Consider the following 13,252-nt stretch of genomic DNA (forward strand, 5'->3'; position numbering starts at 1 on the left):
GGTCAGGATAATGGACTCGCCGGTGGGCAGAAAGTGCCGGGTAGCGTGGCAGTGCCCTTCAGGGCGCGTCGACGACCGGGCGTAGCTCGGGGATATGCTGGAACAGGGCTTCGAGCTCGCTGGCTTCTTCAAAACGCTCGCTCAGCTCTACCGCCAGGCCACGGGCTTCATCCTCGCGGCCCAGCGCCCACAGCACCTCGATGAGATGGGCGCCGATCTCGGCATCCTGCTGCTGGGCCCAGGCGGCTTCCAGCGGTGCCAGCGCATTGTCGAGGTCGTCGGTCAGATAGCGGCCCCAGCCGAGGCTATCCAGAATGGCCGCGTCGTCGGGCGACAGCGCATGGGCGCGCTCGATCAAGGCCAGTGCTTCCTCGAGGCGGTCCGTCTCCACCAGCAGGGTGTAGCCGAGCGCGTTGTAGGCGCTGGCGTTGTCGGGCTCCAGCGCGATGACTTCCCGCAGGTCTTCTTCCATGCCGCCCAGCTGATCATCTTCCAGATGGCGGATGCCACGCAGGAACAACAGGCTGCCCAGCTCGCTTTCCAGCGTGTTGCGCGTATCGGCCTCCTGGGCGGCGATGGCTTGCGCAAGTGCCTTGCGGCGCGTGGTGATGCTGCTGCTGAGCAGGGCCTCGGCCTCGGCATGCGCCTCCTGGGAGTCGAGCAGGTCGATCTCGAAGCTGAGCAGCGTCATGGCATGACGCGGATGGCGCAGGCGTTCCACGGCCAGGAACTGACGGGCCTCGTCCGTGCGCTCATGTTCGACCAGCAACTGGGCGGCACGGGCGCGGCTGGAAATGTAGCGCTCGCCGTCCGGCACCTGACGGTAGTAAAGGATGGCGTTGTCGACGTCGCCGCTGGACTCGGCGGCCAGCCCCAGCAGGGCATAGGCGGCGTCCGGCACCGGGTCTTCGTCGAGCAGCGGCAGCAGCAGGCGATGGGCGTCCTCGGGGGAATCGGCATCAAGATAGAGGCTGGCCAGCGCCAGGCGCAGGCGTGGCGCGTTGGGGTGGCGGGTGATGAGGCTGTCGATGCGCTCGCGTGCCGCGGCCAGATCGCCGCTGGCCAGTTCGGTCTGCGCAGCGCTCAGGATCAGGCGACTGTCATCGGGGGCGATCTCAAGGCCTTGGGCCACCGCGCGCCGCGCCGCCTCGAGACGCCCCGCACTGCGTTCGATCTCGCTGCGCGCCAGCCAGAGCTCCGCCAACGTGGCGTGAGCGCTTTCCAGGCGTACCAGGCGTGCACGCGCGGCTGTCTCATCGCCCAGCGCTGCCTCGAACAGTGCCGCGGCAATCTCGGGCATCGGCTGCTCGGGATGCTGGGCGATATGCGTCTCCAGCATCGTCAGCAGGGGTTCGAGCTCGGCGCCGGCATCGATCGCCTGCTCGGCCAGGGTCGCCAGATTGCCATTGCCGCCACTGGCGGTGAGCATCAGGCGCTGCTCGAGCGCGGCCTGCCAGTCGCCTCGCTCGACCGCCAGGCGGGCGCGGATGATGCCGGGCTCGCTGGCGGACTCATCGAGTTGCTGCCAGCGTTCGGCGGCGCGCTCCAGCAGAGCCGGGTTGTCGGCGAAACGGGCCGCGAGCACGGCGCGGCGCGCCAGTTCCGGGTCATCGAAGTGACGGCTGGCGGCCAGATAGCCATTGGCGGCGCGGGGATAGTCACCGCGCTGTCCGGCGAGTTCGGCGCTCAGCAGCTGATTGAGGCTGTCGGCATCGAGGCCCTGCTGGATGGGCGGCGCCGTGGCCAACGGGTCGGGCTGCGCCATCAGGGGCGTGGAGTTGCTCATCGACTGACAGCCGGTCATGCCCAGCAGCAATCCGCCCACGACGCAGGACTTCCACCCGGCGCGCGGGCGACGGGGGACATCAAGGCAGGCGTGCGCGTGCGGGGGGCTATGTTCAGCGGCAGTCGAAGCGTGCATGCAACCTCGCGTTTGTCAGTGGGGGCAGGATGAGGGAACGGGGCGGTCGAGCCGCAGGCCTGGTCATGCGCGTAGCGTGGCGCTGACGAAGGCGTCATGTCTCGCAGCATAACGGCTGGCGGCGAGCGGGGATAGCGTTGCCGATGCAAGCAAGTGGCATGACCCACCGGTCCCCTCGTATGCCGACAGATACGCCGCGCGGGCTGATAGCGATAGCCTGCCATCATCATGGAAAATCCTCATCGGCTGCGACGTGCTGCGGGGTCGCGTGGTCCAGACGCTGTGGTAGAATGAGCGCGCTAATATTACGATCTCAGCCGCTTCGGCAGCCCTGTGTGCCTTTATGTCAGCCGCCTTTGTCCCCATTGAGTCGACAGGTGTAAAGGCACCGAGCCTGCGCGGATTACCTGCTGTCCTGGCCTTGGCCTCGCGGCAGGCCAGCACCGAGAGCCGCCTGACATTGACGCCGATTCCTGCCGGCCAGACCCTGACGACTGACTCCATGACCCTTCTTGCCCTTGGCATCAATCACCGCACCGCCGCCGTTGACGTGCGCGAGCGCGTTGCTTTCACGCCTGCGCAGCTCGATGCCGCGCTGGGCGAATTGAAGCGCCTGCCGGCGGTCTCCGAAGCGGCGGTGCTGTCGACCTGCAACCGTACCGAGCTCTACTGCGTGACCAGCGATGGCGCCAAGTCGGTGCTCGAGTGGCTGGGGCGTTTTCATCGCCTGCCGGTGGAGGAGCTGTCGCGTTGCAGCTATCAGCACCTGGGAGAAGAGGCGGTACGCCACCTGATCCGTGTCGCGGTGGGGCTGGACTCGATGGTGCTGGGCGAGCCGCAGATTCTGGGCCAGCTCAAGGACGCCTATCAATTCGCGCGCAACTCGGTGGGGCTGGGCGGTGAGCTCGAGCAGCTCTTCCAGCATATCTTCCAGGTCGCCAAGCAGGTACGTACCGAGACCGGTATCGGCGAGAACCCCGTCTCGGTGGCCTACGCCGCCGTCAGTATGGCCAGCCACATCTTCGATGACTTCTCGCGGGCCAATGCCTTGTTGATCGGTGCCGGCGAGACCATCGAACTCGTCGCGCGCCATCTCAAGGAAGCGGGCATCGCCAACCTGTGCATCGCCAACCGCACCGTGTCGCGCGCCGAGCGTCTGGCCGATGAGCTGGGCGGGACCGCCATCGGCCTGGAAGGCATTCCGCATGCCCTCGAGAATGCCGATATCGTGATAGCCTCCACCGCGTCCCAGCTGCCGATTCTCGGCAAGGGCATGGTGGAACGCGCACTCAAGAAGCGCCGCTACAAGCCGGTGTTCATGGTCGACATCGCCGTGCCGCGCGATATCGAGCCGCAAGTCGGCGACCTCGACGACGTCTTCCTCTATACGGTCGATGACCTGCAGGAAGTGATCGACGAGAATCGTCGCCACCGCGAGCTGGCCGCTGCCCAGGCAGAAGAGTTGATTCGCCAGGGCGTCAACGCCTGGTTGCACCTCAAGCGGGTGCGTAGTGGCGGCGAAGTCATCAAGCGCTACCGCAGCCATGGCGAGCAACTGCGCGCCGAATGCGAGGCGCAGGCGCTGGCGGAGCTCGATCAGGGACGCGACCCCCAGGAAGTGGTCGCGCAGCTGGCACGCCAGCTGGCCAATCGCTTCATGCATCACCCGACGCTGGCACTGCGCCAGGCCTCGGGAGACGATCGCCAGGATATTCTTCAGACGGCCCAGACGCTTCTGCTCGCGCCGGCTGATTCATCACAGGACCCTTCATGAAAGACAGCCTCATCACCAAGCTCGACACCTTCCATGACCGCTTCGAGGAGATCTCCGCACTGTTGTCGGAGCCCGAAGTGATCGGGAACCAGACCAGGTTCCGCGACCTGTCGCGGGAGTATGCCGAGCTTGAGCCATTGATCGAGGCATGGCGCCGCCATCGCGGCCTGAACGAAGACCGTGACGCCGCGCTGGCGATGGCGGAGGACAGTGATCCCGAGATGCGCGACATGGCGCGTGAGGAAGTCCGCGATACCGATGCGGCGCTCGAGACGCTGGAAGCCGAGATCACCCAGCTGCTGATTCCGCGTGACCCGGACGACGGTGCCAATGTCTTCCTCGAGGTGCGTGCCGGCACGGGCGGTGACGAGGCGGCGCTGTTCGCCGGTGACCTGTTCAAGATGTATTCGCGCTACGCCGAGCTCAAGGGCTGGAAGGTCGAGACCATCAGCGCCAGCCACGGCGAGCACGGCGGCTTCAAGGAAGTCATCGCCCGCGTGAAGGGCGAGGGCGTCTACTCGCGCCTCAAGTTCGAGTCCGGCGCGCACCGCGTACAGCGCGTGCCCGCCACCGAATCCCAGGGGCGTATCCATACCTCGGCCTGCACCGTGGCGGTGATGCCCGAGGCCGATGAAGTCGGTGACGTCGACATCAATCCGGCCGACCTGCGCGTGGATACCTATCGCAGCTCCGGTGCCGGTGGTCAGCACGTCAACACTACCGATTCCGCGATTCGCATCACCCACCTGCCCACCGGCGTGGTGGTGGAGTGTCAGGATGAGCGCAGCCAGCACAAGAACCGTGCACGCGCCATGTCACTGCTGGCGGCGCGCCTCAAGCAGGCCGCGGTGGACACCCAGGCACAGGCCACCTCCGATGCCCGTCGCAAGCTGGTCGGCTCGGGTGATCGCTCCGAGCGCATCCGTACCTACAACTTCCCGCAGGGGCGTCTGACCGATCACCGTATCAACCTGACGCTCTACAAGCTCAATGAAGTGATCGCCGGCCAGCTGGACGAAGTGATCGAGCCGCTGGTGGTGGAATATCAGGCCGATCAGCTGACCGCACTGCAGGAGCAATAAGGTGAGAATCGATGTCACCCTGGCAGCCGCGACTGCCCGTCTGAGCGAGGCGGGCAGCGATTCTCCGCGTCTGGATGCCGAGTTGCTGCTGGGCGAGGTAATGGGACGAGAGCGCACCTGGTTCTACACCTGGGGCGATCGGGATCTCGAGAGCGAGGCCGGCGCCGAGGGCGTGGCACGTTTCGAGGCGCTGCTGGCGCGTCGCGCCGAGGGCCATCCCGTGGCGCATCTGCTCGGGCGGCGTGAATTCTATGGCCTGACGCTGGCCTGTTCACCGGCCACGCTGATTCCGCGCCCGGACACCGAGGTCATGGTGGAGTGCGCGCTGGAACTGGCCGAGGCCACCAGCGGCAAGCTGCTGGATCTCGGCACCGGCACCGGCGCCATCGCGCTGGCCTTTGCGCGTCATCGCCCGCAGTGGCAGGTGCTGGGGGTCGATCTCATCGAGGAAGCCGTGCAGCTTGCCCGCGGCAATGCCGAGCGTCTGGCGATCGCCAATGCCGAATTCCGCCAAAGTGACTGGTTCAGTGCCGTCACCGAGAGCGGCTTTGCGCTGATTACCGCCAACCCCCCTTATCTGGCCGATGATGACCCACATCTCGCGCTGGGCGATGTGCGCTTCGAGCCGCGCTCGGCGCTGGTCGCGGCCGAGGCAGGGCTGGCGGACTTCCTGCATCTGATCGCCACTGCGCCGCAGCACCTGGCCGCAGGCGGTCACCTGATGCTGGAGCATGGCCTCACCCAGGGCAATGAAGTGCGCGAGGCACTGCGTGCCGGCGGCTTCGTCGACGTCGAGACCCTGGAAGACCTGGGCGGACGCGAACGCATCACGCTGGGCAAGCTGGCCTGATGCTCGCCGGGCACCGTCTAGCGGTGCCCGTGTAGTGGCGCCCGTGCGTGGCCCCCGCTGACATCCTCGCGCTTGGCACCCCTGTAGTGCATTCCACCGTTTTCAGTGGAGTCTGCGTGGAATCCTCGTCACAGTACCGCCAGTGAAGGCGTATTCCCTGTTGGCCGGGTATGATAGTAATGAACCTGCATGATTGGCATGGTCATCTGATAACCCCCCTTGTTATCCGACGGCCTGACTGCACGGAAGCTAGGAGCACGGATGATCCTGCTGCAAGTCACCCTGCTGGGAAAACTATTACAATGAAAGCAAAATCACGCTCTCTGGACCGCATCGACCTCAAGATTCTGCGTTGCCTGCAAGAGAATGCCCGTATCTCCTATGTCGACCTCGCCTCGGAAGTCGGCCTTTCCACCACGCCGTGCCTGGAGCGCGTCAAACGCCTCGAACGTGCCGGCGTCATCCGCGGTTACAAGGCGGTGCTCGACCCCAAGGCGCTCAAGGCCAATCTGTTGGTCTTCGTCGAGATCAGCCTCGAGACGCAGTCGCCGTCGGTGTTCGATGAGTTCCGCCGCGCCGTCTCCAAGCTGCCGCAGATCCAGGAATGTCATCTGGTCTCCGGTCAGTTCGACTACATCCTCAAGTGCCGGATTCCGGAAATGTCCGCCTATCGTCAGCTGCTCGGCGATGTGGTGCTGACGCTGCCCGGCGTCAAGGAATCCAAGAGCTATGTAGTGATGGAAGAGGTCAAGGAGCAGTTCTCGCTGCATGTGCCCGATATCGAGGAGCTGGATGCCAAGTAATGGCAAGCCCTGTTGTTGTCGGGCAGGGCTCATGGCTTCTCACTTCATTTACCGATAGGCGGCTTTTCTCCCATGCAAGATTCGCAATTGCTGCGCTACTCGCGCCAGATCCTGCTCCCTCAGGTCGACATCGCCGGGCAGCAGCGCCTGTTGGCGGCGCGGGTTCTGGTGATCGGGGCGGGTGGACTGGGCTGCCCGGCAGCGCTCTATCTGGCAGCCGCGGGCATCGGCACCCTGGTGGTGGCCGATGATGACCACGTCGAGCTGTCCAATCTGCAGCGTCAGATCGCCCATGGTGACGCCGACATCGATCAGCCCAAGGCGCAATCACTCGCCGCCTCGCTGTTGGCGATCAATCCCGATACCGAGGTGATCGCGTTGTCAGAGCGCCTGCAGGGTGAGACGCTGGCCGAGCAGGTGGCCGCCGCAGACGTGGTGCTCGATTGCACCGATCGCTTCAGCTCGCGCTTCCCGATCAACGCCGCCTGCGTGGCAGCGGGCACCCCGCTGGTGTCCGGCGCCGCGATACGCTTCTCCGGCCAGCTGGCGGTGTTCGATCGCCGTGAGCCACAGGCGCCGTGTTATGGCTGTCTGTACCCGCCGGATGAGCTGGGCGATGAAGAGCTGACCTGTGCCGAGAGCGGGGTCATCGCGCCGCTGGTCGGCATCATCGGCGCCTTCCAGGCGCTGGAAGCGCTCAAGCTGGTCAGCGGTGCCGGCAGCGTGCATCGCGGCCTTGCCACCTTCGATGGCCTGACCGGTGAATGGCGGCGCATGGGCCTCAAGCGCGACCCCGGCTGCCAGGTGTGTGGTCAAGCGTCATGATGTAGTCGGTCAAATCGACGGTATATCTCCAAGTCGCATGTCTTCAGGACAGCATATCTTTAAAAAGCCCCGCAGCCTTTCTGGCTGGCGGGGCTTTTTTGTCGCATGTTGTGGTGGAGCGGCCGGCGCTGCGCATGCCGCGTGTGCGCACCACCAGGGTGCGCCAATGCCGTGGGGTGTTGAAGATTTCTCCCATGCAGCGCAATCAACATGCAGCATTACAGCGAAACGTGTGGTAAATATCGAAAATATTCCAGTCGATGGTGAATAAACTCAACAAGAGCGGATGAGGAGGTGCATGGGCGGCTTCAGATCAGGCACGCAGAGCGAGTGTGCTGGCTCGTATTCCTACTACCAGGCCAGCCAGCGTGTGACGCTTGACCCATGCCCGCCTCTAGCTGGTGAGCAGCGTGCCGATGTCTGCGTGATCGGCGGCGGTGTCACGGGCTGCTCCGCTGCGCTGCATCTCGCCGAGCGTGGCTATTCGGTCATTCTGCTGGAAGCGCAGACCCTCGGTTTCGGGGCCTCCGGGCGCAGTGGCGGCCAGATCCTGCCGGGGCTCGGCACCGATATCGCGACGGTCGAGAAGGCGCTGGGGCGCGAGCAGGCACGCGCCATCTGGGAGATGAGCCGCGAGTCCGTTCGCCTGACCGCCGAGCTGGTCGCCCGGCATCAGATTCCCTGCGATTTCACCCAGGGCTACCTGCATGCCGCGGTCAAGCCGCGTCATGTGCGCGAACTGCAGGAGTTCCAGGCGCGCATGGCACGCGATTACGACTATCACGCGCTGCAGTGGCTGCAGGGCGATGCGCTGCGCGAGCGGGTCGTCACCGACGCCTATCCGGGCGCGTTGCATGATGGCGAGGGCGGTCATCTGCATCCGCTCAACTATACCCTCGGACTTGCGCGAGCTGCCCAGCAGGCCGGCGTCACGCTCTGCGAACAGAGCCGGGTGCGTCAGCTCGACCACGGCGAGAGCGGCGATACACCCGATGGCACCTCACGGCGTGCTCGTATCCATACCGAGCATGGCTGCGTGAGCGCCGAATTCGTGGTCGTGGCCACCAATGCCTACCTCAATGGCCTCGTCGCCTCGCTGGAAGAGCGCATCATGCGCGTCGCTAATTACATCGTCGCCACCGAACCGCTCAGCGAGGCCCAGGTCGCGCAGGTCCTGCCGCAGGATGACGCGCTTTCCGATGCCAACTTCGTGCTCGACTACTACAGCCTTTCTGCCGACAGGCGCCTGCTGTATGGCGGTGAGGTGAGCTATACCGGTCAGGAGCCGCGTGGCCTCAAGGCGCGCATGGACAGCAAGATTCGCCGCCTGTTTCCGATGCTCGATGGCGTGGCGATCGATTACCGCTGGGGCGGTGACGTGGCCATCACCATGAATCGCGCGCCGGACTTCGGGCGTCTTGCGCCGAATGTCTATTACGCCCAGGGCTACTCGGGACATGGCATGTCGCTTGCAGGATTGGCGGGCAAGCTGGTCGCCGAGACCATCGCCGGTCAGGCAGAACGTTTCGATATCTTTGCCGCCATGCCGCACCGTCCCTTCGTGGGCGGGCGCTGGCTGCGAACTCCTCTGCTGGTCCTGGCGACCAGCTTCTACACGTTGCGTGATCGGCTCTAGGCCGAGGCCATGATGAAGGTGCTGCACATTTGACATTGTTGAACACCCCGACAGCCCAAGAGCTGGAAACGACTGGTGAGTAATCGCAAGGGAGGCGCGATGAGCGCGGTGGATGGCAAGGACGCTGGTACGCCCGAGCAGCACACGACGAAAAAGCCTGCCGGCGTGCGGGCGCCTGGCGGCACGCACGCCAGCGAGAGCGTCAGTGAGCATGTCGGTGAGAGCTTCGACGATAACGCCGGTGAGAACCTTGGCGATACCGTCAATGAGAGCGTCGGCGAGAGCCGCGGCACCAATGCGGATCAGCCCGCGCTGCCGCGACGCGCGGCATCCTCCATCCAGCTCAAGGGGCTGCACAAGCGCTTCGGCAATGAGGTGGCGGCGCTGGATGGCGTAGACCTGAGCATCCAGCCCGGCGAGTTCTTCACGCTGCTGGGGCCTTCGGGCTGTGGCAAGACGACACTGTTGCGGATTCTGGCCGGTCTCGAGGCGCTGGATGAAGGTCAGGTGGTGATCGGCGGACGGGATGTCACCGAGGTGCCGCCGCATCAGCGCAGCGTCAACACGGTCTTCCAGTCCTATGCGCTGTTTCCGCATCTGTCGGTGCGCGACAACCTGGCATTCGGCCTGAAGATGCGCGGTGTCGCCCCCCGAGAGCGCGAGGCCAGGGTTGCCGAGATGGCGGAGTTCATCAAGCTGGGCAGCCTGATCGATCGCCGGGTCGACCAGCTCTCCGGTGGTCAGCGTCAGCGCATCGCGCTGGCGCGGGCGCTGGTCTGCGAGCCGGATGTGCTGCTGCTGGATGAGCCCCTGTCGGCGCTGGATGCCGGCCTGCGCAGCCAGATCCAGATCGAGCTGCTGCGCCTGCAGAAGCGCCTGGGCATGACCTTCGTCTTCGTTACCCATGATCAGCAGGAAGCGATGGTGATGTCGGACCGCATTGCGGTGCTCGACAGCGGCAGCCTCCAGCAGGTGGGCTCGCCGCGTGAGATCTACGAGCGTCCGGCCAATGCCTTCGTGGCGCGCTTCATGGGCCATGCCAATCTGTTCGACGTCACGGCTCGCGATGACAGCCGCAGTGACGCCATCCGACTGACCACGCCGCTGGGCGTACTGACCGCACAGGCGCCGGGCACTGGCAGTCTGCTGCTGTTGCGTCCCGAGACGCTGGACCTGCGCCGGCGACCCGCCAGCGAGTTCGAGCGTCACGACGTGCTGGAGAACCACTTGCCGGGCCGAGTGCAGGAGCGACTCTACCGCGGCAGCCACGCCGAATATCGTGTCGAGGTAGCGGGTGTCAGCGTGCAGGTGGTGGTCAACAACCGGGGTGGCCAGTTGCCGGAAGTCGGCGACCAGGTCGATGTGGTGGTCGCCGCGCAAGACCTGATCACGCTGGGGGAATGACGATGGCCTATCACGCAACCCTGGCCACTGCGCGCAGCCGCGCGGTGGTCGCCGAGTCACGCCACCTGTTGCTGACGGTCGCGCCAGGTGCACTGTGGATCATCGTCTTTCTGGTGCTGCCCAGTCTCTATCTGATGAGCGTGGCCTTCATGACCAACGGCCCCTATGGGTTGCCGGAAATGCCGTTGTCATTGACCTCGTTTCAGCAGCTGGCCGGACAGGGCTTTCTCGGCTGGAGCCCGGGCAACCTGATGACGCTGGGGCGCTCGCTGTGGCAGACCGTGCTTTCCACTGTGCTGGTGGTGCTGGTGGCCTATCCGATCGCCTATTACATCTCGCAGTCAGACCAGCGCTGGCGGCCGATCATGCTGCTGGCGGTAGTCGTACCGTCCTGGACCAATCAGGTCATTCGCACCTTCGGCTGGATGAATCTGCTGGCGCCGGGCACGCCGCTGGCGGAGCTGGCGGAAGCCATGGGCATGATCGCGCCCAACATGGGGCTCTATCCGTCCAATTTCGCGGTCACTCTGGGGCTGGTCTACAACTTCCTGCCGTTCATGGTGCTGCCGCTGTACGCCGCCTTCGAGAAGTTGAATCTTTCACTGGTGGAGGCGGCGCAGGACCTCTACGCCTCGCCGCTCAAGGCCTTCTGGCACGCGGTCTTCCCCCAGACGCTGCCGGGGCTGTTGGCGGGTGTCGTGCTGGTGGCGATTCCGGCCTTCGGCATGTACGTGATTCCGGAGCTGCTGGGCGGCGGCAAGGGCATGATGCTGGGCAATCTGGTCGCCAATCAGTTCGCTGGCAGCGCCAACTGGCCGCTGGGTGCGGCGGGCGCGATCCTGATGCTGATCGCCACTTTCATTGGACTGTATGCGATGCGCCGTATCGGCAAGCGGCTGGGCGGCGGTGAAGAGGTGGTGATATGAAGCGCGGGAGCTTTCACAAGGGATTGCGGGGCTTCTGGTGGCTGACGCTCGGTTTTCTGTATCTGCCGCTGATCGTGGTGATGCTGTTTTCCTTCAATGCCTCCAACAGTGCCGCCAGCTTCACTGGCGTGTCGCTGCGCTGGTATCGGCGCCTGCTGGGCAATGACGCGATTCTGTCGGCGCTGGGCAATTCGCTGCTGCTGGCGGTGGTGTCGTCATTGCTGGCGCTGATGATCGGCACGCTGATCGGGTATGGCATGTATCGCCATCGTCACCGCAAGCTGGGCTGGCTGATCGTGCTGATCTATCTGCCCATCGTGCTGCCGGACATCGTGTTCGGGATCTCGGAAATGACCTTCTTCGTCAAGATCAATGAGCTGACCGGTCTGCTGTCGCCGGGACTGGCCACCATGACCATCGCACACGTCACCTTCCAGGTGCCGTTCGTGGCGTTGATCGTCTACTCGCGCTTCGTCGGGCTGGACCCGACGCTGTTCGAGGCGGCCAAGGACCTCTACGCGACACCGCGGCAGCGCGTGCAGTTCTTCATGTTGCCGACACTCAAGCCGGCATTGATCTCGGGCTTCCTGCTCTCCTTCACGCTGTCGCTGGATGATTTCGTGATCAGTTTCTTCACCGCCGGACCGGAGAGCGCCACCTTGCCCATCTACATCTGGAGCGCGATACGCAAGGGCGTGACGCCCGAAATCAATGCCATCGCCACATTGATGATGGCGGCGGTCGCCCTTGCGGCGCTCACGAGTCTGGTGCTGTCGCGCCGGCGCGCGGCGTCGTGAGCATACGCAATATCCACAGGCGGTCTGACACTGCTGTCCTTGCCGACGTCGGGCCTGATCATTCATCACGCACATCCCATCATTTCTCAAGCACGTTGAGCGGAGCATCACAATGACAAACAACACGCTGCGTTTCGCTGTCGCCATCGGCAGTCTGCTGCTGGCAGGTGCCGTCCAGGGCGAAGACAAGAAGCTGTATCTCTTCAACTGGACCCAGTACATGGATCCGGAAATCATCACCGCCTTCGAGGAGAAGTTCGGCGTCGAGGTAGTCGAGAACTACTACAACTCGCTACCGGAAATGCTGGCCAAGTTGAATGCGGGCGGCGTCTCCCAGTACGACATCATCGTACCCTCCAACTATTACGTGCCGCGCTTGATCGAGACCGGCCTGGTACAGAAGATCGACAAGGCCAAGGTGCCGAACCTGGCCAATGTCGCCGAGCAGTTCAGTGACCCGAATTTCGATCCGGGCGCCGAATATACCGCTCCCTATCAGTGGGGCGTGACGGGACTGGTCTACAACGCCAGCACCTTCAAAGAGGCGCCCAAGAGCTGGGCCTTGCTGTTTGATCCCGCCGTCAATGGCGATTACCCCTTCAGCCTGATGGGCGATGGTCAGGTCAGCATGGGGTCTGCCTGTGCCTATCTGGGGCACGGCTACGACTGCACCGACCTGGATGACTGGCGCGAAGCCGCCAGGCTACTGATCGAGACCAAGCACCGCGACAACTTCAGCGGCTTCTCCGATGGCACGCCGGCGCTTCAGCAGCTGGCGCGCAAGGTCACCCATGGCGCGTTGTCCTACAACGGCGACTACCTGTTCTATCTGGAGGAAAACCCGGAGTCCTTCGCTGACATCAAGTTCGTCATTCCTGACGAAGGTGCCGAGAAGTGGGTGGATTCGATGATGATTCCGGCCAAGGCACCGCACCCGGAGCTGGCGAACGCCTTCATCAACTTCATTCTGGATGCCAAGGTCGGCGCGCAGCTCTCCAACTACAACTACTACGCCAGCCCCAACGCCGCCGCGGCGCCGTATCTGGATGAGGTGCTGACTCAGCCACCGATTCAGCCCTCTGAGGATGACATGGCGCGCCTGCGTTTCTCACCGAGTCTCTCCGGCCAGCAACTGCAGGTATTTCAGCAGCTGTGGTCTGAGGTGCAGTCGCGCTGAACCGAGGGAGCTCTGAACCGAGGGAGCTCTGATTGATGTCTGAGTCGAAGCCACGCA

General features: G+C 64.3%; 11 protein-coding genes. 10 read left to right on the forward strand and 1 reads right to left on the reverse strand.

The window, feature by feature from the left end; genetic code table 11:
• Nucleotides 1-58: 58 nt before the first annotated feature.
• Nucleotides 59-1,825 (reverse strand): tetratricopeptide repeat protein, encoded by a 1,767-nt coding sequence (locus R1T44_RS04860; RefSeq protein WP_317292690.1) that lies wholly within the window; start codon nucleotides 1,823-1,825, stop codon nucleotides 59-61.
• A 598-nt stretch (nucleotides 1,826-2,423) separates the two neighbouring features.
• Between R1T44_RS04860 and hemA the strand changes: the two genes are divergently transcribed.
• From hemA to R1T44_RS04910, 10 genes are all read left to right on the forward strand, one after another.
• Nucleotides 2,424-3,695, forward strand: a complete 1,272-nt coding sequence (gene hemA, locus R1T44_RS04865) for a glutamyl-tRNA reductase (RefSeq protein WP_043335883.1) — start codon at nucleotides 2,424-2,426, stop codon at nucleotides 3,693-3,695.
• The gene (gene prfA, locus R1T44_RS04870; RefSeq protein ID WP_317292691.1) at nucleotides 3,692-4,777 is read left to right on the forward strand and encodes a peptide chain release factor 1; all 1,086 of its coding nucleotides are present in this window, start codon (nucleotides 3,692-3,694) and stop codon (nucleotides 4,775-4,777) included. The genes hemA and prfA overlap by 4 nt, the downstream gene beginning before the upstream one ends.
• A 1-nt stretch (nucleotide 4,778) precedes the next feature.
• Nucleotides 4,779-5,627 (forward strand): peptide chain release factor N(5)-glutamine methyltransferase, encoded by an 849-nt coding sequence (gene prmC / locus R1T44_RS04875; protein ID WP_192838327.1) that lies wholly within the window; start codon nucleotides 4,779-4,781, stop codon nucleotides 5,625-5,627.
• A gap of 302 nt (nucleotides 5,628-5,929) precedes the next feature.
• The gene (locus tag R1T44_RS04880; RefSeq protein WP_043335877.1) at nucleotides 5,930-6,430 is read left to right on the forward strand and encodes an Lrp/AsnC ligand binding domain-containing protein; all 501 of its coding nucleotides are present in this window, start codon (nucleotides 5,930-5,932) and stop codon (nucleotides 6,428-6,430) included.
• A 72-nt stretch (nucleotides 6,431-6,502) separates the two neighbouring features.
• Nucleotides 6,503-7,255 (forward strand): HesA/MoeB/ThiF family protein, encoded by a 753-nt coding sequence (locus R1T44_RS04885; protein WP_317292692.1) that lies wholly within the window; start codon nucleotides 6,503-6,505, stop codon nucleotides 7,253-7,255.
• 298 nt (nucleotides 7,256-7,553) lie between these two features.
• On the forward strand, nucleotides 7,554-8,891 hold the full coding sequence (locus tag R1T44_RS04890) for an NAD(P)/FAD-dependent oxidoreductase (RefSeq protein WP_317292693.1): 1,338 nt from the start codon (nucleotides 7,554-7,556) through the stop codon (nucleotides 8,889-8,891).
• 75 nt (nucleotides 8,892-8,966) lie between these two features.
• Complete coding sequence (locus R1T44_RS04895) at nucleotides 8,967-10,295, forward strand: ABC transporter ATP-binding protein (protein WP_317292694.1); 1,329 nt, start codon at nucleotides 8,967-8,969, stop codon at nucleotides 10,293-10,295.
• A gap of 2 nt (nucleotides 10,296-10,297) precedes the next feature.
• Nucleotides 10,298-11,221 (forward strand): ABC transporter permease, encoded by a 924-nt coding sequence (locus R1T44_RS04900; protein WP_107335442.1) that lies wholly within the window; start codon nucleotides 10,298-10,300, stop codon nucleotides 11,219-11,221.
• Nucleotides 11,218-12,018, forward strand: a complete 801-nt coding sequence (locus tag R1T44_RS04905; RefSeq protein WP_279837019.1) for an ABC transporter permease — start codon at nucleotides 11,218-11,220, stop codon at nucleotides 12,016-12,018. The genes R1T44_RS04900 and R1T44_RS04905 overlap by 4 nt, the downstream gene beginning before the upstream one ends.
• A gap of 112 nt (nucleotides 12,019-12,130) precedes the next feature.
• Nucleotides 12,131-13,195, forward strand: a complete 1,065-nt coding sequence (locus R1T44_RS04910; RefSeq protein WP_317292695.1) for an ABC transporter substrate-binding protein — start codon at nucleotides 12,131-12,133, stop codon at nucleotides 13,193-13,195.
• Nucleotides 13,196-13,252 lie beyond the last annotated feature (57 nt).

It is taken from the genome of Cobetia amphilecti (assembly GCF_032923285.1).
Classification (GTDB): Bacteria; Pseudomonadota; Gammaproteobacteria; order Pseudomonadales; family Halomonadaceae; genus Cobetia; species Cobetia amphilecti.

Coding starts and splice junctions, on each gene's coding strand:
- R1T44_RS04880 (WP_043335877.1), top strand. CDS start 5,930: ATGAAAGCAAAATCACGCTCTCTGGACCGCATCGACCTCAAGATTCTG.
- R1T44_RS04885 (WP_317292692.1), top strand. CDS start 6,503: ATGCAAGATTCGCAATTGCTGCGCTACTCGCGCCAGATCCTGCTCCCT.
- prfA (WP_317292691.1), top strand. CDS start 3,692: ATGAAAGACAGCCTCATCACCAAGCTCGACACCTTCCATGACCGCTTC.
- hemA (WP_043335883.1), top strand. CDS start 2,424: ATGACCCTTCTTGCCCTTGGCATCAATCACCGCACCGCCGCCGTTGAC.
- R1T44_RS04890 (WP_317292693.1), top strand. CDS start 7,554: ATGGGCGGCTTCAGATCAGGCACGCAGAGCGAGTGTGCTGGCTCGTAT.
- R1T44_RS04910 (WP_317292695.1), top strand. CDS start 12,131: ATGACAAACAACACGCTGCGTTTCGCTGTCGCCATCGGCAGTCTGCTG.
- R1T44_RS04900 (WP_107335442.1), top strand. CDS start 10,298: ATGGCCTATCACGCAACCCTGGCCACTGCGCGCAGCCGCGCGGTGGTC.
- R1T44_RS04905 (WP_279837019.1), top strand. CDS start 11,218: ATGAAGCGCGGGAGCTTTCACAAGGGATTGCGGGGCTTCTGGTGGCTG.